This is a genomic window from Streptomyces sp. NPDC093568 (genome assembly GCF_044764945.1).
GTDB lineage: Bacteria > Actinomycetota > Actinomycetes > Streptomycetales > Streptomycetaceae > Streptomyces.
In genome coordinates, this window is record NZ_JBIWJD010000001.1 from 710,559 (window position 1) to 734,075 (window position 23,517).

22 protein-coding genes are annotated in these 23,517 nt (G+C 71.2%); 5 read left to right on the forward strand and 17 right to left on the reverse strand.

Annotated elements, in window-relative coordinates; all coding sequences use genetic code 11:
• Nucleotides 1–60 precede the first annotated feature (60 nt).
• From ACIRD7_RS03010 to ACIRD7_RS03020, 3 genes are read left to right on the forward strand one after another with little or no spacing between them, the layout of a single operon-like run.
• Entirely contained in the window at nt 61–288 is a 228-nt protein-coding gene (locus ACIRD7_RS03010) for a ferredoxin (RefSeq protein ID WP_403448927.1), read from the forward strand.
• Entirely contained in the window at nt 278–1,669 is a 1,392-nt protein-coding gene (locus ACIRD7_RS03015; protein ID WP_403448928.1) for an NAD(P)/FAD-dependent oxidoreductase, read from the forward strand. The genes ACIRD7_RS03010 and ACIRD7_RS03015 overlap by 11 nt, the downstream gene beginning before the upstream one ends.
• Before the next feature lie 24 nt (nt 1,670–1,693).
• Nucleotides 1,694–2,929 (forward strand): cytochrome P450, encoded by a 1,236-nt coding sequence (locus ACIRD7_RS03020; RefSeq protein ID WP_403448931.1) that lies wholly within the window; start codon nt 1,694–1,696, stop codon nt 2,927–2,929.
• An 8-nt stretch (nt 2,930–2,937) separates the two neighbouring features.
• Here the strand turns inward: ACIRD7_RS03020 and ACIRD7_RS03025 are convergent, their stop codons facing one another.
• From ACIRD7_RS03025 to ACIRD7_RS03035, 3 genes are all read right to left on the reverse strand, one after another.
• A complete protein-coding gene (locus tag ACIRD7_RS03025) occupies nt 2,938–3,666 on the reverse strand; it encodes an SIR2 family NAD-dependent protein deacylase (protein ID WP_403448933.1) in 729 nt (242 codons plus the stop codon).
• Nucleotides 3,667–3,782: 116 nt separating this feature from the next.
• Nucleotides 3,783–4,277 (reverse strand): NUDIX domain-containing protein, encoded by a 495-nt coding sequence (locus ACIRD7_RS03030; protein ID WP_403448935.1) that lies wholly within the window; start codon nt 4,275–4,277, stop codon nt 3,783–3,785.
• Between the two features lie 557 nt (nt 4,278–4,834).
• Entirely contained in the window at nt 4,835–5,908 is a 1,074-nt protein-coding gene (locus ACIRD7_RS03035) for an ADP-ribosylglycohydrolase family protein (protein ID WP_403448938.1), read from the reverse strand.
• Nucleotides 5,909–6,078: 170 nt separating this feature from the next.
• On the opposite strand from ACIRD7_RS03035, the gene ACIRD7_RS03040 reads away from it, so the two are divergent.
• Complete coding sequence (locus ACIRD7_RS03040) at nt 6,079–7,197, forward strand: glycerate kinase (protein ID WP_403451629.1); 1,119 nt, start codon at nt 6,079–6,081, stop codon at nt 7,195–7,197.
• A 226-nt stretch (nt 7,198–7,423) separates the two neighbouring features.
• Here ACIRD7_RS03040 and pssA read toward each other — a convergent pair whose 3' ends face one another.
• From pssA to ACIRD7_RS03090, 10 genes are all read right to left on the reverse strand, one after another.
• Nucleotides 7,424–8,242: a CDP-diacylglycerol--serine O-phosphatidyltransferase gene (gene pssA, locus ACIRD7_RS03045; RefSeq protein WP_403451631.1), complete on the reverse strand. Its 819-nt coding sequence runs from the start codon at nt 8,240–8,242 to the stop codon at nt 7,424–7,426.
• A gap of 22 nt (nt 8,243–8,264) precedes the next feature.
• Nucleotides 8,265–8,924 (reverse strand): phosphatidylserine decarboxylase, encoded by a 660-nt coding sequence (locus ACIRD7_RS03050; RefSeq protein ID WP_003996602.1) that lies wholly within the window; start codon nt 8,922–8,924, stop codon nt 8,265–8,267.
• A gap of 170 nt (nt 8,925–9,094) precedes the next feature.
• Complete coding sequence (locus ACIRD7_RS03055; RefSeq protein WP_402699282.1) at nt 9,095–10,300, reverse strand: acyl-CoA dehydrogenase family protein; 1,206 nt, start codon at nt 10,298–10,300, stop codon at nt 9,095–9,097.
• Between the two features lie 2 nt (nt 10,301–10,302).
• A complete protein-coding gene (locus ACIRD7_RS03060; RefSeq protein ID WP_391687126.1) occupies nt 10,303–10,815 on the reverse strand; it encodes a MaoC family dehydratase in 513 nt (170 codons plus the stop codon).
• A gap of 5 nt (nt 10,816–10,820) precedes the next feature.
• Nucleotides 10,821–11,783 carry a CoA ester lyase gene (locus ACIRD7_RS03065; protein ID WP_030948307.1) on the reverse strand — a complete coding sequence of 321 codons (963 nt, stop codon included), beginning with the start codon at nt 11,781–11,783 and terminating at the stop codon, nt 10,821–10,823.
• Complete coding sequence (locus ACIRD7_RS03070; protein ID WP_403448942.1) at nt 11,780–13,828, reverse strand: protein meaA; 2,049 nt, start codon at nt 13,826–13,828, stop codon at nt 11,780–11,782. The genes ACIRD7_RS03065 and ACIRD7_RS03070 overlap by 4 nt, the downstream gene beginning before the upstream one ends.
• A 17-nt stretch (nt 13,829–13,845) precedes the next feature.
• Nucleotides 13,846–15,189, reverse strand: coding sequence for a crotonyl-CoA carboxylase/reductase (gene ccrA, locus ACIRD7_RS03075; RefSeq protein WP_403448945.1), 1,344 nt, complete (start codon nt 15,187–15,189; stop codon nt 13,846–13,848).
• A 480-nt stretch (nt 15,190–15,669) separates the two neighbouring features.
• A complete protein-coding gene (locus tag ACIRD7_RS03080) occupies nt 15,670–15,888 on the reverse strand; it encodes a hypothetical protein (RefSeq protein ID WP_403448946.1) in 219 nt (72 codons plus the stop codon).
• Between the two features lie 134 nt (nt 15,889–16,022).
• Nucleotides 16,023–16,835, reverse strand: a complete 813-nt coding sequence (locus tag ACIRD7_RS03085) for a TetR family transcriptional regulator (protein ID WP_403448949.1) — start codon at nt 16,833–16,835, stop codon at nt 16,023–16,025.
• A 163-nt stretch (nt 16,836–16,998) separates the two neighbouring features.
• Entirely contained in the window at nt 16,999–18,804 is a 1,806-nt protein-coding gene (locus ACIRD7_RS03090) for a 3-hydroxyacyl-CoA dehydrogenase family protein (protein WP_403448952.1), read from the reverse strand.
• A 378-nt stretch (nt 18,805–19,182) separates the two neighbouring features.
• Here ACIRD7_RS03090 and ACIRD7_RS03095 point away from each other — a divergent pair, with 378 nt between their 5' ends.
• Nucleotides 19,183–19,758: an adenylosuccinate lyase gene (locus ACIRD7_RS03095; protein ID WP_403448954.1), complete on the forward strand. Its 576-nt coding sequence runs from the start codon at nt 19,183–19,185 to the stop codon at nt 19,756–19,758.
• Here the strand turns inward: ACIRD7_RS03095 and ACIRD7_RS03100 are convergent.
• The 4 genes from ACIRD7_RS03100 to ACIRD7_RS03115 all read right to left on the reverse strand — a co-directional run bounded on the left by ACIRD7_RS03100 (nt 19,749) and on the right by ACIRD7_RS03115 (nt 23,511).
• Complete coding sequence (locus ACIRD7_RS03100; RefSeq protein ID WP_403448957.1) at nt 19,749–20,285, reverse strand: GNAT family N-acetyltransferase; 537 nt, start codon at nt 20,283–20,285, stop codon at nt 19,749–19,751. The genes ACIRD7_RS03095 and ACIRD7_RS03100 overlap by 10 nt on opposite strands.
• A 57-nt stretch (nt 20,286–20,342) precedes the next feature.
• Entirely contained in the window at nt 20,343–20,741 is a 399-nt protein-coding gene (locus ACIRD7_RS03105; RefSeq protein WP_403448959.1) for a RidA family protein, read from the reverse strand.
• A 54-nt stretch (nt 20,742–20,795) separates the two neighbouring features.
• Nucleotides 20,796–22,337, reverse strand: coding sequence for an alpha/beta hydrolase (locus tag ACIRD7_RS03110; protein WP_403448962.1), 1,542 nt, complete (start codon nt 22,335–22,337; stop codon nt 20,796–20,798).
• 136 nt (nt 22,338–22,473) lie between these two features.
• Nucleotides 22,474–23,511 carry an Rv2578c family radical SAM protein gene (locus tag ACIRD7_RS03115; protein WP_403448964.1) on the reverse strand — a complete coding sequence of 346 codons (1,038 nt, stop codon included), beginning with the start codon at nt 23,509–23,511 and terminating at the stop codon, nt 22,474–22,476.
• Nucleotides 23,512–23,517: the final 6 nt, after the last annotated feature.

Genomic DNA, 23,517 nt, shown 5'->3' on the forward strand with positions numbered 1-23,517 from the left:
CGCGGCCCCCGAGAGTGGTCGCAGAGGGGTGGAACGGGACCCAGTGGAGAGGACGAACCCGTGGTCAGGCTCGCCGTCGATCTGAACCGCTGTCAGGGATACGCGCAGTGCGCGTTCCTCGCCCCCGAGACCTTCGCCATGCACGGCGAGGAGGCGCTGCTGTACAACCCCGAGGTCGACGAGGGACAGCGCGAGAAGGTGGCCCAGGCCGTCGCCGCCTGCCCCGTCCGGGCCATCCTCGTCGACGCCGTGGACGTACCGGCCGAGGCGGTGCCCGGTGCACGCTGACGGATCGCTGGAACACCTCAGACGCGAGGGCCGCATCGTCGTCGTCGGCGCCTCGCTGGCCGGCCTGCGGGCCGCCGAAACCCTGCGGGCCAAGGGCTTCACGGGGACCCTGACCATGATCGGTGACGAACCCCATGAACCGTACGACCGCCCCCCGCTGTCCAAGCAGGTGCTGCTCGGCAGGGCCGCCGCCGAGCGCACCGCGCTGCCGAGGCTGCGATCCGTCGACGCGACCTGGCGGCTCGGCGTCGCGGCCGCCGGCCTGGACATGGCCGACCGCGTGGTGCGGCTGGCCGACGGCGACGAGGTGCCCTACGACCGGCTACTGATCGCCACCGGAGTGCGGGCGCGACGGTGGCCGCGCGAGGCCGAGGCGGAACTCGACGGCGTCTTCGTCCTGCGGACCCGCGACGACAGCGCCGCGCTCGCCCGGCGGCTCGACGCCGGACCCAGCCGGGTCCTGGTCATCGGGGCCGGGTTCACCGGTTCGGAGATCGCCGCAGCCTGCCGGGAGCGCGGCCTGCCCGTCACCGTCGCCGAACGCGGCGCGGCGCCCCTGGTCGGCGCGCTCGGCGGCGTCGTCGGGGCGGTCGCCGCCGAGATGCAGCGCGAGCACGGCGTGGACCTGCGGTGCGGGGTCATGGTGACCGCGCTGGAGGGCGACGCCTCGGGCAGGGTGCGCGCCGCGCGGCTGTCCGACGGCTCCACCGTGGAGTGCGACGTGGTGATCGTCTCGCTCGGCGCCACCCGCAACACCGAGTGGCTCGCCGGGTCCGGACTCGGGGCCGGCCCCCGGGGCATCGCCTGCGACGCCGGCTGCCGCGCCTTCGACATCCGCGGCATCGTCACCGACGACATCTACGCCGCCGGCGACGTCGCCCGCTGCCCGCACCCCCTGTTCGGCTACCAGTTCCTGGCCCTGGAGCACTGGGGCAACGCCGTCAGCCAGGCCGCGGTCGCGGCGCACAACATGCTCAGCGACAGCACCGACCGCGTTCCCCACCTGGAGGTGCCGTCCTTCTGGTCCTCGCAGTTCGGAGTGAACATCAAGTCGGTCGGCGTGCCGTCGCTGGGCACGGAGATCCTCGTCTCGCAGGGCTCGCTCAAGGATCACCGCTTCACCGCCGTGTACGGCTACCAGGGGCGCGTCGTGGGCGCCGTGGCGTTCGACCACGCCCGGTGGCTGCCGTTCTACCAGGAACTGATCGAGACCACCGCGCCCTTCCCGCCGCCGTTCGCCACGGTCGACCGGCGCCCGGACGGGCAGCGCCCGATCGACGCGGACTTCCCCGACCCGTCGGTGCCCACCCACGGCCCCACCGTGACCCTCAGCGGCTACTCGCCGGCCGACCGCCGGATGACCTTCACGCCCGCGCACTGACCCGCACGGCCACAAGGACCTGCCATGACGCAATCCCTGCTGCACCGGATCCTGGACTACGCCAACCGGGCCGACCCGTACCCGATCTACGAGGAGCTGCGGCGGACCCCGGTCCACCACGAGGCCGGCGGGCCGTACGTGATCAGCACCTACTACGAGATCCGCAGCCTGCTGCACGATCCCCGGATCAGCTCCGACGCCCGCAACCTGGCCTCGAACACCGCCGACCCGCTGGCCGAGCCGGGCCCGGAGGAGGGCGCCCTGCCGCCGGGCTTCCTGAAGCTCGACCCGCCGGAACACGACCGGCTGCGCCGCATGACGAACCGGCCCTTCGGCCCGCCCCACTCCCCGCACCGCGTCGACGGGATGCGCCCGGAGCTCCACGACATCGTGACCGGCCTCATCGACGGCATCGGCGACCCGGGCCGCTTCGACCTGGTGGAGGAGTTCTCCTACCCCTTCCCGGTGACGGTGATCTGCCGGCTGCTCGGTGTGCCCCGCGAGGACGAGCCGCGCTTCCACGTCTGGGCGGACACCCTCGCCGCGAGCCTGGACCCCGACCCGGACGCGGATGCCGCCGGGCCGGGCAAGGGCGCCCACGACGCCCGGATGGAACTGGGCATGTACCTGGCCGGCCTGATCGAGGAGCGCCGCAAGAACCCCGGCGAGGACATGCTCTCCCGGCTGGCGACGGCCAAGGGCGGGGACGGCCCGATGTCGACGATGGAACTCCTCAGCACCGCGGCCCTCCTGCTGATCGCGGGCCACGAGACCACCGTCAACCTCATCACCAACGGAATGCTGACCCTGCTGCGCCACCCCGACGTCCTGCGGCGGCTGCGCGAGGATCCACGGCTGGCCGTGCCCATCGTCGAGGAACTGCTGCGCTTCGAGCCGCCGGTGCAACTGGTGCCGCAGCGCACCACCCTCGCCGACATCGAGGTCCGCGGCGTCACCATCCCCAAGGGCGCCCCGCTCTGGCTGGTCCTGGCCTCGGGCAACCGCGACCCGCAGCGCTTCGAGGACCCGGACCGCTTCGACCCGGACCGCCCCGACATCCAGCACCTCGGCCTGGGCAGCGGCATCCACAGCTGCTTCGGCGCACCGCTCGCCCGGCTGGAGACCCAGTTCGCCCTGGCGGAGCTGGCCCGGAGACTGGAGAACCCGCGGCTGCTCCAGGACCCGCCCCCCTACCGGCAGAACGCCGTGCTGCGTGGCCCGCGGCAGCTGCACATCACGTGCGACGGGATCCGCGCCTAGCCGGACCCCTACGTCGCGCCGATCCCGGCCAGCAGCTTCGGCAGCGCGGTGCCGATCGGCTCGCGGATCACCTCGTCGGCGATCTCGTCGTACGGCGTCGGCTCGGCGTTGACGATGACGAGCCGCGCTCCGTGGTCGGCGGCCACGCCGGCGAGCCCGGCCGCGGGCTGCACCTGGAGACTGGTGCCGACGGCGATGAACACCTGGCACGCCTTGGTGATCGCGACGGCCTCGCCGAGGACCACGGGGTCCAGCCGCTCCCCGAACATCACCGTCGCCGACTTCAGGATTCCGCCGCACTGCGCACACGGCGGGTCCGCCTCACCGGCCTCGACGCGGGCGAGGGCGTCGTCCATCGACCCCCGCGCATGGCACTTGGTGCACACGACCCGCCGCGCGGTGCCGTGCAGTTCGAGCACCTTGCGCGCGGGCATCCCGGCGAGCTGGTGCAGCCCGTCCACGTTCTGCGTGATCACCCGGACCGGCACCCCGGACCGCTCCAGCTCGGCGACCGCCCGGTGCGCCGCGTTCGGCTCGGGCCGCAGCGCGTGGGTCTGGCGCCGCATCTGCCACGAGCGCCGCCGGATCTCCGGATCGCCCATGTAGTACTCGTACGTCACGAGCTTCTGCGCCTCGGGGTCCCGCTGCCAGAGCCCGGCCGGGCCGCGATAGTCGGGGATCCCGGAATCGGTCGAGACACCGGCCCCGCTGAGGAGGGCCACGAGGGGCTTGGTCATGCCGCCGAGGTTAGGGCGGGGGCCGTGCGGGCGGCGAATGGATATTCGAGGTGACGAGGCGCCGCGCGAGGTGGACATGAGGCCCCCGGGACACCGAGGCTGAGCCCGCCTCCAGGTCAGCCGACCCGGTTGCCGTTCTCCAGCTCCGCCGTGCCCCCGCCGTCCGCGAGGACGTCCAGTGCGGCCAGCACCCGTCGCCCCAGGGCGCCCGGCAGATGCGCGGTGAGCTCCTCGCGTGCGACGAGTCGCCAGGACAGCAGCTCCTCCTCCTGGAGCCGGATCGCCTTCAGGTCGTCCTCGCCGAGGACCCCGCCGTCGTACAGATAGGCGACCAGCGGCGGCCGTCCCGCGCCGCGCACCCAGTCCACCGCGAGCAGCCGGCCGAGCTCCCGGTCCAGGCCGATCTCCTCGGCCGTCTCGCGGCGCGCACCCTCGCGGGGCGTCTCACCGTCGTCGGACTCGATCGTGCCACCCGGAAGCGCCCAGCCCTCACGGTAGTTGGGCTCCACGAGCAGCACCCGGCCCTCGCCGTCCCGGAAGAGGGCGGCGGCACCGGCGAGGACGCGGGGGAGGCCCGCGATGTACGTGGCGAAGTCTTGGGTCGACGTCATCCAGGAAGAGTAACCAGCCCGGGTGACCGGGCCGGGGCCGTCAGCCCCCGCTCGGGGAGCACAGGCGCGGCTCGGGGAGGCTCGGCTCCCCGCCTCGGACGCCGACGCGCCCCGCCTCGGGTGCCGGTGCGCCCCGCCTCGGACGGCGATGCGCCCCGCCTCGGACGGCGATGCGCCTCGCCTCGGGTGCCGGTGCGCCCCGCCTCGGACGGCGATGCGCCTCGCCTCGGGTGCCGGTGCGCCCCGCCTCGGACGGCGATGCGCCCCGCCTCGGGTGCCGGTGCGCCTCGCCTCGGGTGCCGGTGCGCCCCGCCTCGGACGGCGATGCGCCCCGCCTCGGACGGCGATGCGCCTCGCCTCCAACGGTGACGCGCCCAGCCCCGGATGCCGATGCGCCCCGCCTCCAACGGTGACGCGCCCAGCCCCGGATGCCGATGCGCCCCGCCCCGGACGGCGACGCGCCCCGCCCCGGATGCCGACGCCCCCGCCCCGGACACCCACGCGCCCCGTCCCCGGCACCTCACACGCCCCACCGGTCAGACCTCCGCCCCCACCGGTCAGACCTCCGCCTCCGCCAGCCGAACCGTCCGCCGGGCCAGTTCGCTGATCCGCGCCCCGTCGAACCCGAACACCGCGCTGCGGACCGTGTCCTCCAGCGGTGCCGTCCACTGGTCCGGGATCGCCTCGGCCCCGGTCAGCACACCCGCCACCGAGCCGGCCGTCGCCCCGTTGGAGTCGGTGTCCAGGCCGCCGCGCACGGTGAGCGTGATGCTGCGGGTGAAGTCACCGTCGCCGTACAGCAGCCCGGCGGTGAGCACGGCCGCGTTCGGCACGGTGTGGATCCAGCCGAGCCCGGCGGTCTCCTCGGCGACCGTGGTGAGCGTGTCCTCCCAGGTCATCCGGGTGTCATGGAGCGAGGCGACCCGGCGCACGGTGCGGGCGAGCCGGCTGCCGGCCGGGATCACCGCGAGCGCCTCGTCGACCGCCCGGCGGATCGTTGGCGCCGTGAACGCCGCCGCGACCAGCGCGGCCGCCCACATCGCGCCGTACACGCCGTTGCCGGTGTGCGACAGCACCGCGTCCCGGCGGGCGAGCGAGGCAGCGCGGCGCGGGTGGCCGGGGCAGGTCCAGCCGTAGATGTCGGCGCGGATGAGGGCGCCGATCCACTCCTGGTACGGGTTGTCGTACGTGGCCGTGAGCGGCGGCTTCAGACCGTTGGCGAGATTGCGGTACGCCGCCCGCTCCGCCGTGAAGGTCTGCAGATACGGCAGCCGCAGCAGCCACAGGTCGCCGACCTGCTCGGTGCTGAAGCCGAAGCCGTGGGTCTCCAGCAGGTCGAGGCCGAGGATCGCGTAGTCGACGTCGTCGTCACGGCAGCTGCCGTGGATACGGCCGCGTACGCACTGGCGCCACTCGGGCCGCAGCTCGAAGCCGTCGCTCTCGTCGACGGGCTCCGGCAGATAGTCGGTCAGGGGCAGGGCGGCGGCCTGCCGCAGATAGCGGTCGATACGGTCCCGCGTCCACAGGTCGCCCTGCTCGACCGGCTTGCCGAGCATGTTGCCCGCGATCCGGCCCAGCCAGCCCCCGAGGACGCGGTCGCCGAGCTCTGGCTCGGTGCCCACAGGGGTCATAGGACCGGTTTACCCGATTCCGCGCGTCTGCACAGGGAGGCCGCAGCAGGTTCTCAACGTCCGGTCGGCGCATGACGGCGGGGGCGGACTCCGGTTATGGTCACAGCGGCGCGACTGGCCTTGACGTGCGCGAGGCCCGGAGAGCAAGGGGAAAACAGGTGACACAGCGCGTGCTCATCGCCGCGGACAAGTTCAAGGGGTCGCTCACGGCCGTGCAGGTCGCCGAGCGTGTGACCGCCGGTCTGCGCCGGATCGTGCCGGACCTCGACGTGGAGGCCATGCCCGTGGCCGACGGCGGCGACGGGACCGTGGACGCGGCGGTCGCGGCCGGCTTCGAGCGCCGCGAGATCCGGGTCGCCGGGCCCCTCGGACACGAGGTGACGGCGGCGTTCGCGCTGCGCGGCGACACGGCGGTCGTGGAGATGGCGGAGGCGAGCGGTCTCCAGCGACTCCCGGCGGGAGTCTTCGCCCCGCTCACGGCGTCCACCTACGGCTCCGGAGAGCTGCTGCGGGCCGCCCTGGACGCCGGTGCCCGCACGATCGTGTTCGGCGTGGGCGGCAGCGCCACCACGGACGGCGGCGCAGGCATGCTGACGGCGCTCGGCGCGCGCTTCCTCGACGCGGACGGCGAGCCGGTGACCCCGGGCGGCGCGGGCCTGAGTGACCTGGCCACGGCCGACCTCTCGGGCCTCGACCCCAGGCTGGCCTCGGTCGACCTGGTCCTCGCCAGCGACGTAGACAACCCGCTGACCGGCCCCAAGGGCGCGCCGGCGGTGTACGGCCCGCAGAAGGGCGCCTCGCCGGACGACGTGGAGACGCTGGACGCGGCCCTCGGGCACTTCGCGAAGGTGCTGGAGGAGTCGGTCGGCGCCGGCGCCGCCGAACACGCCGTGGCACCGGGCGCGGGCGCCGCCGGCGGCATCGGCTACGGCGCCCTCCTGCTGGGCGCCCGCTTCCGCCCCGGCATCGAGGTCATGCTGGACGTGCTGGGCTTCGCGCCCGCGCTGGAGCGGGCGACGCTCGTCATCACCGGCGAGGGCTCCCTCGACGAGCAGACCCTGCACGGCAAGGCCCCCGCGGGCGTCGCCGCGGCGGCCCGCGCCGCCGACAAGGAGGTCGTCGCGGTCTGCGGCCGCCTCGCCCTGGCACCGGAGGCACTGGGCCGGGCCGGAATCCGCCGGGCCTACCCGCTGACGGACACCGAGCCCGACGTGGCGAAGTGCATCGCGGAGGCGGGCCCGATCCTGGAGCGGGTGGCGGAGCGGATCGCGTCAGACTTCCTGGCCTGACGCCGTCCCCTGGGGGCTGCCGCCCCCACACCCCCGCTGTCGGCCCCGAAAGGGCCTCGTCCTCAAACGCCGGACGGGCTGGTAAGTCAGCCCCTCAGGCGTTTGAGGAGCGGGGTCTGGGGCGGAGCCCCAGAAGGATGGGACGGGTAGGGGCGGCGGGGGCGAGAAAAACACCGAAGGGGCCCCGAGCCATCAGCTCGGAGCCCCTTCAGCGACGTAGAACCCGCTACGGCAGCTGCGCCGCCCGCGCCTCCCGCCGGTTGTCACGGAAGTTGTTCACCCGGCGAGCCGTGGCGAACAGCGGAATCACCGCACCCATCACCAGCTGCAGCGCGCAACCCGTCTGCAGCAACAGCTGCCCGCTCGGCGCGTCGAAGGCCCACGCGGCGAGCAGCCCCATGCTGACCACGATCCAGGCGAGCATCGCCACGGCGAGCCGCCCCCGCGGCTTCGGGTACTCGACCCGGCTCACCATCAGCCAGGCGGTACCGAGGATCGCCAGCAGCGTCGCCACGAACGGCAGCTCCAGCAGCACGATCGAGACCACCGTCAGCGCACCGAACGGCGAGGGCATGCCCTGGAACATGCCGTTCGGCGGCGTCACGCAGGAGAATCTCGCGAGCCGCAGCACCACCGCCAGCAACACGACGATCGCGCCGACCGCCGCCACCCGCTGGTGCGCGTCGTCGGCGACCATGCCGTAGACCAGGACGAAGTACGCCGGCGCCAGACCGAAGCTGATCAGGTCGGAGAGGTTGTCCAGCTCCGCGCCCATCGGGGAGGAGCGCAGCTTCCGCGCGACCAGGCCGTCGAACAGGTCGAAGACCGCCGCGCACAGCATCAGGATGACCGCCGTGGCCGCGCTGTGGCGGGCCATGCCGGTTTCCTGGCTGCCGGTGAGGTGCGGGATCAGGATGCCGGTGGTGGTGAAGTACACCGCCATGAAGCCGCACGTGGCGTTGCCGAGGGTGAGGGTGTCCGCTATCGACAGGCGGAGAGAAAGAGGCATCTCCTCCTCTTCGTCGACCTCGTCGGCCTCGGGCACCCAGCCCGGCTGGGTCTCGGGATCAATCACGGTCAATGCGAGTCACCCCAGCCACGGTCTTCTGCCCGACCTCGACCGCGACCTCCACGCCCTCGGGCAGGTAGATGTCGACACGCGAGCCGAAGCGGATCAGACCGATACGGTCGCCCTGCTCGACCTTCGTGCCCTGCGGGATGTAGGGGACGATGCGGCGGGCCACCGCGCCGGCGATCTGGATCATCTCGATGTCGCCGAGTTCGGTGTCGAAGTGCCAGACGACGCGCTCGTTGTTCTCGCTCTCCTTGTTGAACGCCGGAACGAACCCGCCCGGGATGTGCTCCACGGACGTCACCGTGCCCGACAGCGGCGCGCGGTTGACGTGGACGTTCAGCGGGCTCATGAAGATCGCGACGCGGGTGCGGCCGTCCTTCCACGGCATGATGCTCTGCACCACACCGTCGGCGGGCGAGATGACCCGGCCCTGGGCGATCTCGCGCTCGGGGTCGCGGAAGAACCACAGCATGCCCGCCGCGAGAGCGGTGGCGGGCACGGCGACGGCCTTGGCGACGCCGGAGCGGCGTGCGCGCAGCAGGCTGACGGCTGCGGTGGCGACGGTCGGGAGAAGCCACGGCGATGCTCCGCGCGCGAGGCGTACGCCGCCGACCTGGCTGTCGCGTGGTGCAGAGGTTTGGCTGTGGGGCATGGATGACCTTCGTAGCGGATGATGCCGCGCGGTATCAGGGGACGGCGGCTTTCCCGGGATGGTACCGGTCGCGGGCCACAACTGGGCAAGCCAGGAAGCCGAGTCGGCGGCTGAACAGCGCTGACGGGGTGTGATCTTCTTCTCCAAGAAAACACCCCGTATCCGGATATTCAGCCCTGGAACCGATACTCTTCGAGCAACCTGCGACCGATGATCATTTTCTGGATCTCGGCGGTACCTTCGCCGATCAGCAGCATCGGAGCCTCGCGGTAGAGGCGCTCGATCTCGTACTCCTTGGAGAAGCCGTAGCCGCCGTGGATCCGGAAGGCGTCCTCCACGACCTCCTTGCAGTACTCGGAGGCGAGGTACTTCGCCATCCCAGCCTCAAGGTCGTTTCGTTCCCCGGAGTCCTTTTTGCGTGCCGCGTTCACCATCATCGCATGCGCGGCCTCGACCTTGGTAGCCATCTCGGCCAGCTTGAACTGGATGGCCTGGTGCTGGGCGATCGGCTTGCCGAAGGTGTGTCGCTGCTGGGCGTACTGAACACCCAGCTCGAACGCACGCTGAGCGACACCGCAGCCACGCGCCGCCACATTGACGCGGCCGACCTCGACGCCGTCCATCATCTGGTAAAAACCTCGGCCGGTGACGCCGCCGAGCACCCGATCGGCCGGAATGCGCAGGCCGTCCATGATGAGCTCGGTCGTGTCGACGCCCTTGTAGCCCATCTTGTCGATCTTGCCGGGGATGGTGAGGCCGGGGCGGACCTCTCCGAAGCCGGGCTCCTTCTCGACGAGGAAGGTCGTCATCGACTTGTGGGGCGCCGTGCCCTCAGGGTGTCCTTCGTCACTTCGGACGAGTACGGCGACCAGACTTGACGTTCCACCGTTCGTCAGCCACATCTTCTGGCCGTTGAGGACGTACTCCTCGCCGTCCTTCACCGCCTTCGATGTGATGGCCGACACATCGGAGCCCAGGCCCGGCTCCGACATCGAGAAGGCGCCGCGAATGTCGCCGGCCGCCATCCTCGGCAGGAAGTGGTCCTTCTGCTCCTGCGTGCCGTGCTGCTTGAGCATGTACGCCACGATGAAGTGGGTGTTGATGATGCCGGAGACCGACATCCAGCCGCGGGCGATCTCCTCGACGCACAGGGCGTACGTCAGGAGCGACTCGCCCAGACCGCCGTACTCCTCGGGAATCATCAGGCCGAACAGGCCCAGTTCCTTGAGGCCGTCGACGATCTGCTGCGGGTACTCGTCGCGGTGCTCCAGCTCGGTCGCGACCGGGATGATCTCCTTGTCCACGAAGTCGCGGACGGTGGAGAGGATCTCCTGCTGGATGTCGGTCAGACCGGCGGTCTGGGCGAGTCGCGCCATGGCTACTTCTCCTGCTCCTTGAGCTCGGGGCGGCCGGGCTGCTCGCCGCCGCGCTCCTTGATGTACGTCTCGGTCGGCACCATCACCTTGCGGCGGAACACGCACACGAGCGTGCCGTCCTGCTTGTAGCCCTTGGTCTCGACGTAGACGATCCCGCGGTCGTTCTTCGACTTCGACGGCCACTTGTCGAGCACGGTCGTCTGGCCGTAGATGGTGTCGCCGTGGAAGGTCGGCGCCACGTGCCTGAGCGACTCGATCTCCAGGTTGGCGATGGCCTTGCCGGAGATGTCCGGCACGCTCATGCCGAGCAGCAGCGAGTAGATGTAGTTCCCGACGACGACGTTCTTGCCGAAGTCCGTCGTCTTCTCCGCATAGTTGGTGTCCATGTGGAGGGGGTGGTGGTTCATCGTCAGGAGACAGAACAGGTGGTCGTCGTACTCCGTGACCGTCTTGCCCGGCCAGTGCTTGTACGTCGCCCCGACCTCGAACTCCTCGTAGGTGCGTCCGAACTGCATCGCGCTCAGGCCTCCGGGATCTCGAACTTCGACGTGCGCTGCATGCCGGCCGCGCGGCCCTTGCCGGAGATGACGAGCGCCATCTTGCGGCTGGCCTCGTCGATCATCTCGTCGCCGAGCATCGCGGAGCCCTTCTTGCCGCCCGCCTCGGACGTGTAGTAGTCGTACGCGTCCAGAATCAGCTCGGCGTGGTCGTAGTCCTCCTGCGACGGCGAGAAGATCTCGTTGGACGCCTCGACCTGGCCCGGGTGCAGCACCCACTTGCCGTCGAAGCCGAGCGCGGCGGCGCGCTGGGCGACCTCGCGGTAGCCGTCGATGTTGCGGATCTGGAGGTAGGGGCCGTCGATCGCCTGGAGGTTGTTGGCGCGGGCGGCCATCAGGATCTTCATCAGGATGTAGTGGTAGGCGTCCGCCGGGTAGCCGGGCGGCTGCTCGCCCACGACCAGCGACTTCATGTTGATGGACGCCATGAAGTCGGCCGGGCCGAAGATGATGGTCTCGACACGCTGGGAGGCCGTCGCGATCTCGTTGACGTTGTTCAGCCCCTGGGCGTTCTCGATCTGCGCCTCGATGCCGATCTTGCCGACCTCGAAGCCCATCGTCTTCTCGATCTGGGTCAGCAGGAGGTCGAGGGCGACGATCTGCTCGGCCGTCTGCACCTTCGGCAGCATGATGCAGTCGAGGTTCTGGCCGGCGCCCTCGACGACGGTGACGACGTCACGGTACGTCCACTCGGTCGTCCAGTCGTTGACGCGCACGACCCTCGTCTTGCCCGTCCAGTCGCCCTCGTTGAGGAACTTGACGATGGTGTGCCGCGCCTCGGGCTTGGCGAGCGGGGCGCACGCGTCCTCGAGGTCGAGGAAGACCTGGTCAGCCGGGAGACCCTGCGCCTTCTCGAGGAAGCGCGGGTTCGAGCCCGGTACAGCCAGGCAGGAGCGCCGCGGGCGAAGGCGGTTGACGGTCGTCATGCGGGGACCTCCAGGGGGTCGAGCTTGTTCGCTTTCCGGATCTCGTCGACGATGCGGCCGATGATTCCGGTGATGTCGAAGTCCTTCGGGGTGAAGACGGCGGCCACTCCGGCGGCCCGGAGCTGCTCGGCGTCACCATTCGGGATGATGCCACCGGCGATCACGGGTATATCTGTGGCACCGGCCACACGGAGTCGTTCCAGCACGTCCGGCACGAGCTGAGCGTGCGAACCGGAGAGGATCGACAGGCCGACCGCGTGCACGTCCTCGGCGAGGGCCGCGTCCGTGATCTGTTCCGGCGTCAGCCGGATGCCCTGGTAGACCACCTCGAAGCCGGCGTCCCGCGCCCGGACGGCGATCTGCTCGGCGCCGTTGGAGTGCCCGTCCAGGCCGGGCTTGCCGACCAGGAAGCGCAGCTTGCCGACGCCGAGGTCCTCCGCCGTCAGCTGGACCTTGCGGCGGACGAGGGACAGCGCGCTGCCCTCCTCGGCCGCGACGGCAACCGGAGCCGACGAGACACCCGTGGGCGCCCGGAACTCGCCGAACACCTCGCGCAGGGCCCCGGCCCACTCGCCGGTCGTGACGCCGGCGCGGGCGCACTCCAGGGTGGCCTCCATGAGGTTGTCCGTGCCCTTGGCGGCCTCCTTCAGCCGGTCCAGCGCCTTGCACGGGCGCGGGTGGTTGAAGGGCGGCTGGTAGCGGGTGTCGCGCCAGTGCTCCAGGCCCGCGATGACCCGGGCCTCGACCGCCGGGTCGACCGTCTGGATCGCGGTGTCCAGGTCGGCGGTCAGCGGGTTGGGCTCGGTCGTCTCGAAGATGTTGACGCCGACGATCTTCTCCTGGCCGGACTCGATACGAGCGCGGCGCTCGGCGTGCGAGGAGACCAGCTGCGACTTGAGGTAGCCGGACTCGACGGCGGCCATCGCGCCGCCCATCTCCTGGATCCGCTCGATCTCGGTGAGGGACTCCTCGACCAGCGCCGCGACCTTCGCCTCGATGACGTGCGAGCCGGCGAAGATGTCCTCGTACTCCAGCAGATCGCTCTCGTGCGCCAGGACCTGCTGGATGCGCAGCGACCACTGCTGGTCCCAGGGCCGGGGCAGACCCAGCGCCTCGTTCCAGGCGGGCAGCTGCACGGCACGCGCACGGGCGTCCTTCGACAGCGTCACGGCCAGCATCTCGAGCACGATCCGCTGGACGTTGTTCTCCGGCTGCGCCTCGGTCAGACCGAGGGAGTTGACCTGGACGCCGTACCGGAAGCGGCGCTGCTTGGGGTTCTCGATGCCGTAGCGCTCGCGCGTGACCTGATCCCAGATCCGCCCGAACGCCCGCATCTTGCACATCTCCTCGATGAAGCGGACGCCCGCGTTCACGAAGAAGGAGATACGGGCCACGACGTCCCCGAACTTCTCGGCGGGGACCTGCCCTGAGTCGCGCACGGCATCGAGAACCGCTATCGCGGTGGACATCGCGTACGCGATCTCCTGGACCGGCGTGGCGCCCGCCTCCTGCAGGTGGTAGCTGCAGATGTTGATCGGGTTCCACTTCGGGATGTGGGAGACCGTGTACGCGATCATGTCCGTCGTCAGCCGGAGTGAGGGCCCCGGCGGGAAGACGTGCGTCCCCCGCGACAGGTACTCCTTGACGATGTCGTTCTGGGTCGTGCCCTGGAGCTTGGTGATGTCCGCGCCCTGCTCCTCGGCGACGACCTGGTAGAGCGCCAGCAGCCACATGGCGGTGGCGTTGATCGTCATCGAGGTGTTCATCTGCTCCAGGGGGATGTCCTGGAACAGCCGGCGCATGTCACCGAGATGCGCGACGGGCACGCCGACCCGGCCGACCTCGCCGCGGGCGAGGATGTGGTCGGAGTCGTAGCCGGTCTGCGTCGGCAGGTCGAACGCGACCGACAGGCCGGTCTGGCCCTTGGCGAGGTTGCGCCGGTACAGCTCGTTGGACGCCTCGGCCGTGGAGTGACCGGCATACGTGCGCATGAGCCACGGCCGGTCCTTCTCCCTTGCCCCGTCGGCGTTCTGACGCTCAGTCATCTATGACCTCGGGTGTCTCAGACGTTGCGGAAGCGGTTGATGCCGTCGATGTGCTTGGCGCGCATCTCCTCGTCGCGCACGCCGAGGCCCTCCTCGGGGGCGAGGCAGAGGACGCCGACCTTGCCCTGGTGGAGGTTGCGGTGCACGTCGAACGCGGCCTGGCCGGTCTCCTCGATGGAGTAGACCCTCGACAGGGTGGGGTGGATCTTGCCCTTCGCGATGAGCCGGTTGGCCTCCCAGGCCTCGCGGTAGTTGGCGAAGTGCGAACCGATGATCCGCTTCAGCGACATCCACAGGTAGCGGTTGTCGTACTGGTGCATGTAGCCCGAGGTCGAGGCGCAGGTGGTGATGGTGCCGCCCTTGCGGGTGACGAAGACACTCGCGCCGAAGGTCTCGCGGCCGGGGTGCTCGAAGACGATGTCGATGTCCTCGCCGCCGGTGAGCTCGCGGATGCGCTTGCCGAAGCGCTTCCACTCCTTCGGGTCCTGGGTGTTCTCGTCCTTCCAGAACTTGTAGCCCTCGGCGTTGCGGTCGATGATCGCCTCGGCGCCCATCGAGCGGCAGATCTCCGCCTTCTGCGGCGAGGACACGACACAGATCGGGTTGGCGCCGCCCGCGAGCGCGAACTGCGTGGCGTAGCTGCCGAGTCCGCCGCTCGCGCCCCAGATCAGGACGTTGTCGCCCTGCTTCATGCCGGCGCCGTTGCGGGAGACCAGCTGGCGGTACGCGGTGGAGTTGACCAGACCCGGAGCGGCGGCCTCCTCCCAGCTGAGGTGACCCGGCTTGGGCATCAGCTGGTTGGACTTGACCAGCGCGATCTCGGCGAGGCCGCCGAAGTTGGTCTCGAAGCCCCAGATGCGCTGCTCGGGGTCGAGCATGGTGTCGTTGTGGCCGTCCGAGGACTCCAGCTCGACGGACAGGCAGTGCGCGACGACCTCGTCACCGGGCTTCCAGGAGTTGACGCCGGGGCCGGTGCGCAGGACGACGCCCGCGAGGTCGGAGCCGATGATGTGGTACGGCAGGTCGTGGCGCTTGGCCAGCTCGCTGGTGCGGCCGTAGCGCTCCAGGAAGCCGAAGGTGGACAGCGGCTCGAAGATCGAGGTCCACACGGAGTTGTAGTTGACCGAGGAGGCCATGACGGCCACCAGGGCCTCGCCCGGGCCCAGTTCGGGCAGCGGCACCTCGTCGAGGTGGATCGACTTGCGCGGGTCCTTGTCGCGGGTCTCCAGACCCGCGAACATCTCCGTCTCGTCCTTGTGCACGGTGATCGCGCGGTACGACTCGGGGAGCGGCAGGGCGGCGAAGTCGGCCGGCGTCGAGTCCGGCGACTGGATCGCGTCCAGAATGGCCTGAGTGGTCACGGTGTTGCCTCCGGCGATACGCACCCTGAGGGAGGGGTGCTGAGGGTTACGTCGGTGCTGCTGAGGGATTTTTTGTGGGTGCCGTCGGTTCGGCGAGCTGTGCTGTTCGGCAGCGCTTTGTGGCGCGGGAGGTTGCCTGTGACGCAGGCGTCCGGGCGCGCAGGCCCCGGGAGGGACTTGCGGGGACAGCCGGCGTACGAAAGGTCTCTGCACGCCGGCCGCCCGGACTACTTCAACGTATGGCACCGCGTGTCATCCGGCAAGGCACTGGGTGCCAGAAGTTGCTCTCAGATGAAATCTTTACGTAACAAATGAGCGATGATCGATCAAAGCTACTCGCGAGTAGGTATCAATCGGGCGCTATCGGTCGCCCTCTGCCGTCCATCCGAAAGTTGTCGGCCGGACACGGCATGGGTCCGCGGGCACGAAAAAGCCGCCCCGGTCACGGGGCGGCCTGGCGTCGGGTGTCGGGCCTCGGGGCTAGCCGTCCAGACCGAGCAGGGCCACCTTCAGGGGCAGCATCGGCTCGTCGGGGAGGGCGGGCGGCTCCTCGCCGCGGCCCGTGTGCGTGGGCGGGACGACGCGCAGGCCCTGGATGCCGTCCGCGGCCCACCTCGCGTCGCTCCGCGGGAGCGACAGGGTCAGGCGCCGTCCGTCGGCGAGAGTGGCTTCGAGCTTGGTCGGGTCGTCCGCCTGCATGGCAACTCGCTTCCGTCGCACACCACGAAGATCGTGCCTCGACATGGAGGACGGACGAGCCCACGCGATGGTTCCCACCGGGGATCCATCGCGTGCGCACGGCGTGGGGCCCAGGGCCCCCGGGCCGGGACCGCCTAGACCCGCTCCTTCAGCGCCTGCTCGATCGTCCGCATCACCTCGTCCAGCGGGGCGTCGGTCCTGGCGACCGTCACCAGCACCTCGCCCTGCGCGGCCACGGAGGCCGGTGAGCTGCGCGGTGTGGTGTCCCGGCCCGCCCCGATCCCGGTCCCGAAGGTCCTGCGCACGATCGCGAAGGCGTGGTCGAGCTGCGACTCCACGTCGCCCTGGCCGCCCGCGCGCAGCCAGCGCCGCAGGACGTGGTTGTGCGCGGTGACCACGGCGGACGCGGCGACCTCCGCCAGCAGCGGGTCGTCGTTGGCGTCGTCGTCGTGGGCGTGCTCGTCGAAGTGGCCGAGGAGATAGCGGGTGAACAGGCGCTCGTAGCGGGCCACCGAGGCGATCTCCGCCTCGCGCAGGGTGGGCACCTCGCGCGTGAGCTTGTAGCGGGCGACCGAGATCTCCGGCCGGGCCGCGTACATCTTCATGACTTCCTTGATGCCGCGGCACACGGTGTCGAGCGGGTGCTCGTGCGCGGGTGCCGCGTTGAGGACCGCCTCGGCGCGGATCAAGGTGTCGTCGTGGTCGGGGAAGATCGCCTCTTCCTTGGAGCGGAAGTGGCGGAAGAAGGTACGACGGGCGACCCCGGCCGCGGCCGCGATCTCGTCGACGGTGGTCGCCTCGTACCCCTTGGTCGCGAACAGCTCCATCGCCGCGGCCGCCAGTTCGCGGCGCATCTTGAGCCGTTGGGCGGCCGCGCGACTGCCGGCGGCACTTTCCGGCGCGTCGGACGCGGCTGAGGTACGTGAGGACTTGGCGGGCTGGGACATGACCCGAACGTACTGCATGTGCGCAGCTTGATGCGCATGTACGGGGTTTCCCCCGCCCGGGGCGGGCGGGGGCGGGCCGCGCCGGGCGGCCGGGGGAGGGCCGCCGGGGTCCAGCAGCCCGCCCCACTCCTGACCGCCTGCGAACCAGTCGCCGGGGCGCCCCTTAGCGCCGGGCATATTCGCGGAAGCCCCGGCCCGTCTTGCGGCCGAGGCAGCCCGCGGCGACCAGGTGCTCCAGGAGCGGCGCCGGGGCCAGGCCCGGGTCGCGGAACTCGCGGTGCAGCACCTTCTCGATCGCCAGCGAGACATCGAGACCGACGACGTCCAGCAGCTCGAACGGGCCCATCGGGTAGCCGCCGCCCAGCTTCATCGCCGCGTCGATGTCGTCCAGCGAGGCGTAGTGCTCCTGGACCATCTTGATCGCGTTGTTCAGGTACGGGAACAGCAGCGCGTTCACGATGAACCCGGCCCGGTCGCCGCAGTCGACCGCGTGCTTCCTGACCTTCGCGCAGACCTCGCGGACCGTCGCGTGGACGTCGTCGACCGTCAGGACCGTACGGACGACCTCGACCAGCTTCATCGCCGGCGCCGGGTTGAAGAAGTGCATGCCGATCACGTCCTGCGGGCGCGAGGTGGCGCGGGCACAGGCCACGACGGGCAGCGACGAGGTGGTGGTGGCCAGCACCGCGCCCGGCTTGCAGACCTTGTCCAGCGTCGCGAACAGCTGCCGCTTGATCTCCAGGTCCTCGGCGACCGCCTCGACGGCCAGGTCGACGTCGGCGAACGCGTCGTACGTACCGGCCGCGGTGATGCGGTCGAGGGTCTGCGCGGCGGCCTCGGCGGTCATCCGCCCCTTGTCGACGGAGCGGGACAGCGACTTGCCGATCCGGGCCTTCGCGGCCTGCGCCTTCTCGTCGCTGCGGGCGGCCAGCACGACCTCGTAGCCGGCCTTGGCGAAGACCTCCGCGATGCCGGACGCCATGGTGCCCGAGCCCGCGACACCGACGGAGCGGACGGTACGGCCGGGGGTGAGGGCGGCGCCCTCCGGCGGCGTCAGCCCGTCCCGCACGACGGTGGCGCTGCCGGGGGCCTCGTAGGTGTAGAAGCCGCGGCCCGACTTACGGCCCGTCAGGCCGGCCTCGCTGAGCTGCTTGAGGATCGGCGCGGGGGCGTGCAGCCGGTCGCGGGACTCGGCGTACATGGCGTCCAGGACCGTGCGGGCGGTGTCGATGCCGATCAGGTCGAGCAGGGCCAGCGGGCCCATCGGCAGTCCGCAGCCGAGCCGCATGGCGGCGTCGATGTCCTCGCGGGAGGCGTACTTCGCCTCGTACATCGCGGCGGCCTGGTTGAGGTAGCCGAACAGCAGCCCGTCGGCGACGAATCCGGGCCGGTCGCCGACCGCGACGGGCTCCTTGCCGAGGTCCAGGGCGAGGTTGGTGACCGCGGAGACGGCCGTCGGCGCGGTCAGCACCGAGGAGACCACCTCGACCAGCCGCATGGCGGGGGCCGGGTTGAAGAAGTGCAGGCCGAGGACGCGCTCGGGGCGGGCCGAGTCGGCGGCGAGACGCGTGACCGACAGCGCGTTGGTGCCGGTGGCCAGGATCGTCTCGGGGCGCACGATCCCGTCCAGCTCACGGAAGATCTGGTGCTTGATCTCGTACGACTCCGGAGCCACCTCGATGACCAGGTCCGCGTCGGCCGCGGCCCGCAGGTCGGTGGAGGTGCGGATGCGGGCGAGGGCCTCCGCGCGCTCGTCCTCGGTCAGCCGGCCGCGCTGCACGGCGCGGGCGGTCGAGGACTCCAGGACGGCGACGGCCTTGGCGGTCGCGGCCTCGCTGATGTCGATGCCGATGACCTCGCGACCGGCCTTGGCCAGGACCTCGGCGATGCCGGTGCCCATGGTGCCGAGGCCGACGACGGCGACGGTCGTGAGCGGGGACAGAGGGGTGTCGGACAGGGGAGTGGCCATCGCGGGACTCCAGGAATGAGGGTGACGACTGGAAACGCGCCCGGGTGCGCCGGGAAGGCGCACCGGGTGCGGAAAGGAGTGAATGCGGGTGTACTGCCGGGCTACGGGCGCACACGCCCGGGACCGTCGCCGAGAGCGCGCACACGCCTCGGGGAACGGTGAATCCGACCGGCCCTGTCCCGGAGCCGGGTCGTCCTGCGGTACTCGATGTACCGAACCGACACACACTCGCGGCGGCTGCGTCACCAGGCCGCTGCAAGCAGTTCTGCGAGTGGGTGACTCGCTCCAATGAGCTTAACCGGCGGGTAACGAGCGCGCCAGACCTCGTCTTTGTGATGTAGGTCCCGCGAAGACGATCGCTTGCCTACGCTCCCTTTCATGGACGAAGAGTTGCGATCACTCACGGAGCGCTTACGGCAGGAGGCCGGGGCGTCGGCCGCGTACGAGAGTCTGGCGGCGACCGAGGACCTCGACGAACTGGCCGGCGTGCTCACCGCGCCCGGACAGCCGCTGTGGGCCAGGGAGTTGGCCGCGTTCCGGCTGGGCCTGGCCGGGGACCGGCGGGCCTTCGAGTCACTCGTCCTGCTGCTGAACCACCGCGACCCGGAGCGCTGTGTCTCCGCCGCCCACGCCCTCGCCCGCCTCGGCGACCCGCGCACGGCCCGCGCGGCGGCCGCCCTCGCCACCAACGAACTCCGCGTCGCCTACGCCCTGCACCCCGTCCGGCTCCTGGTCGAACTGCGCGCCCCCGAGGCCGTCCCCGCCCTGATCACCACCCTGCAACGACGTCTGCGCCCGCACGACCCCTACCGCCGCGTGGCGCTGGCCTGCGTGGAGGGCCTCGGCGCGCTGGGCGACGCCCGCGCCCGCCAGGTCCTCAACGAGGCCCTGGCCCACCCGGCCCTGGCGGAGGCGGCCGTACGGGCCCTGGCGAGGATCCCGCATCAGCGATGAGCCCCCAGCGCCCGCCCGTACCGCACCTCCGGCACCTCCACCCCGCCCACCTCGAAGGGCTCCACGGCGCCGTCGGCCCGGAAGCCCGCCCGCTCGTAGAAGCGCCGGGCCCGGGCGTTGCCCTCGAGGACCCACAGCAGCATCCGGGCGTGCCCGGCCGCCGTGCACAGGCGCACGGACTCCTGGATCAGGGCGTGGCCCAGTCCGGTGCCGTACCGGCCGGGATCGACGTAGAGGGCGTACAACTCGGCGTCCTCGGTGCGCGTCTCGCCGGCCCGGTAGGGGCCGTGGCAGGCCCAGCCGACGACCTCGCCGTCCCGCTCGGCGACCAGGTTCACCACGCTGCCGTCGGCCCGGGAGAAGTGGGTGCGGCGACGTTCGGCGTCCTCGCTCACGTCGAGCCCGTCGAGATAGGACTGCGGCATCAGGCCTTGGTAGGCACTGCGCCAGCCGCCGATCCGGATCTCGGCGACACGGTGGCAGTCGGCCAGGGTCATGGGGCGGATCCGTAGGAGGTCGTCGCTCATGAGGGGACGATAGGCAGCGGGCCGGACGGCCGCCTCCGAATAATCCGGCAGCACCGCTCAGTCCGGCAGCACCGCGTACGCCTCGACCTCCATCAGGAACTCCGGCCGCACCAGCCCGGCGACCTCGACCGCCGACGCGGCCGGCAGCCGGTCGTCGGGTATGTGCTCCGCGCGGGCCGCGCGGACGGCGGGCATATGGGCCATGTCCGTGACGAAATAGGTGAGCTTGACGACGTCGTCGAAGGTCGCCCCGGCCGCGGCCAGGCAGCGCCGCAGGTTCTCGAAGACCTGGCGGGCCTGCGCCGCCGGGTCGCCCTCGCCGACGATCCTGCCGTCCTCGTCGAGGGCGAGCTGACCGGAGACGGCGACGAAACGGCCCCGGCCGAGCACGACATGCGAGTACTGGGCGGCGGGGGCGACCCCGTCGGGGGCGGGAATCCTGGTCAGCTCACTCATGCGTCCATCCTGGACCACGGGTCTGACAACGCCCCCGGCGGACCGCCGGTTCGCTCAGGGCCGGAACCCGACCAGCTCGTGCAGTTCGGTGCCCGGTGACGCCGACTTGGAGTTCAGCGGCTTCGGGTCGGGGCGTGCCTCGCACGTCGCGTCGACCGTGCCCGTGCCGCGCGGCACCGTGCCGTCCCGCAGATAGGCCGCGAGGTGTTTGTCCAGGCAGGCGTTCCCGCCCAGGGTGACGGCGTGGTTGCCGCCGCCGCGCTCGACGACGAGGCTGGAGCGGGCCAGCCGGCGGTGGACCGTGACGGCGCCCTGGTAGGGGGTGGCGGCGTCGTGGGTCGCCTGGAAGAGCAGGACCGGCGGCAGCTTCCGGTTGGCGACGTCCACCGGGCGGAGCGCGTCGGTCGGCCAGAACGCGCAGGGCGCGTTGTACCAGGCGTTGTTCCAGGTCATGAACGGCGCCTTGGCGTACACGGCCCGGTTGTCCGCCCGCCACCGCGGCCAGCCGCGCGGCCAGGCGGCGTCCCGGCACTGCACGGCCGTGTAGACGCTGTAGCCGTTCTCGTCCGACGCGTCGGAGGCGCCCAGGGTCTCGTACGCCTTGACCAGCGGCTCGGTCTTCCCGGCGGTCACGTACGCCGCGAACGCCTCCGCGAGATAGGGCCAGTAGCCGTTGAAGTAGCCACCGGGCAGGAAGGTGTCCTCCAGTTCGGCGGCCCCCACCTTGCCGCCGGCCGGCTTCTTCGCCAGCTCCGCCCGCATCGCGTACCACTTGTCCTCGACCCTCGCCGGATCGGTGCCGAGCCGGTAGCGCGCGTCGTACTTGGCGACCCACGCCAGGAAGGCGCGGTGCCGGTCGTCGAAGGCGAGGTCCTGGGCGAGGTTGTCCTCGTACCAGACACCGGTCGGGTCGACGACCGAGTCCAGGGCCGCGCGCCGCACCCGCCCGGGGTGGAGCTTGGCGTAGACCGCGCCGAGGTAGGTGCCGTAGGAGTAGCCGAAGTAGTTGATCTTCCGCGTGCCGAGCGCGACCCGGATCCGGTCCATGTCCCGCGCCGCGCTGACCGTGTCGATGTACGGCAGCACGTCCGCGTACTTCTTGGCGCAGGCCCGCGCGAAGGATTTGGCGCGGTCGAGGTTGGCCTGCTCGATCCGCCAGGTGCTCGGCACCGAGTCGGAGCGCACCGGGGAGAAGTGACCGGGCCGGCAGGACAGGGCCGGGCTGCTCCTGCCGACCCCGCGCGGGTCGAAGCCGATGACGTCGTACTGGGCCGCGACCGCCCTGGGCAGCGCCGAGGCGACGAATCCGGCGAGTGTGAGGCCGCTCCCGCCCGGGCCGCCGGGGTTGACCAGCAGCGGGCCCTGGTACTTCTTCGCGGTGTGCGGGACGCGGGACAGCGCGAGGGTGATCTGCCGCCCGTGCGGGGCGCTGTGGTCGAGCGGCACCTTCAGGGACGCGCACTGGAGCGTCGGGTACTTCTCGGTGCCGCACTTCTTCCAGCTGAGGGGCGCGGAGTGCGCCTGGGCGGGGACGGCCGTCACGGTCCCGGCGACGAGGACGGCGGCACCGCACAGTACGGCTGCGCGTTTTCCCATGGGGTCCTTCCCAGGACGGAGGTTCGCGGACCGCGCGGGTCACGGTCCTGGCCGCATCGTCCCGGCAAGGGAGCCCGGAAGAACATCTTATGATCAGACTTGACCCGATTGGGTCGAGGGATGCCCTCGAATGCTCTCAAATGAGGGTGAGTTGGGTCGGTTCGGTCATCGCGGGCTCGGCCGGCTCGGGCTCGGGGATCCGCCGGGGCATGCCCGCGTGCGTCGGCCCGATGCCGTACTCCTGTGCCAGCTCGTGGACCTGGCGGGTGATCCGGCGCTGGTACCACTTCGGCGCGTAGGCGCCGTCGGCGTACAGCCGCTCGTACCGGCGCACCAGGTGCGGGTGCCGCCGGGCGAGCCACGCCATGAACCACTCGCGGGCCCCGGGCCGCAGATGCAGCACGAGCGGAGTGACGGAGGTCGCCCCGGACGCGGCGATCGCCCGCACGGTGGCCCTCAGTTGGGCCGGGCTGTCACTCAGGAACGGGATCACGGGCGCCATCAGCACCCCGCACCCGAGCCCGTGCTCGGCCAGGGTCCGTACGACGTCCAGCCGCCGCTCGGGGGCGGGTGTGCCGGGCTCCACCGTGCGCCACAGCTCGGGGTCGACGAAGCCGACCGAGACGGAGATGCCGACGTCCGTCACCGCGGCCGACTGCTTCAGCAGGTCGAGGTCGCGCAGGATCAGTGTGCCCTTGGTCAGGATCGAGTAGGGGTTGGCCTGGTCGCGCAGGGCGGCGAGGATGCCGGGCATCAGGCGGTAGCGGCCCTCCGCGCGCTGGTAGCAGTCGACATTGGTGCCCATCGCTATGTGGTCGCCCTGCCAGCGGCGCGAGGACAGCTGGCGGCGCAGCAGCTCCGGGGCGTTCACCTTGACCACGATCTGGGAGTCGAAGCCGAGGCCGGTGTCGAGGTCCAGATAGCTGTGGGTCTTGCGGGCGAAGCAGTACACGCACGCGTGCGAGCAGCCTCGATAGGGGTTCACCGTCCACTCGAAGGGCATGCGCGAGGCGCCCGGCACCCGGTTGATGATCGACCGGGCCCGGATCTCGTGGAACGTGATCCCGGCGAACTCGGGCGTGTCGAAGGTGCGGGTGACCACGGCGTCCGCGCCGAACAGCGCGGCGTCGGCCCGGCTGTGTTCGGACTCCAGGGTGAGGTTTTCCCAGCGCATGGTGCC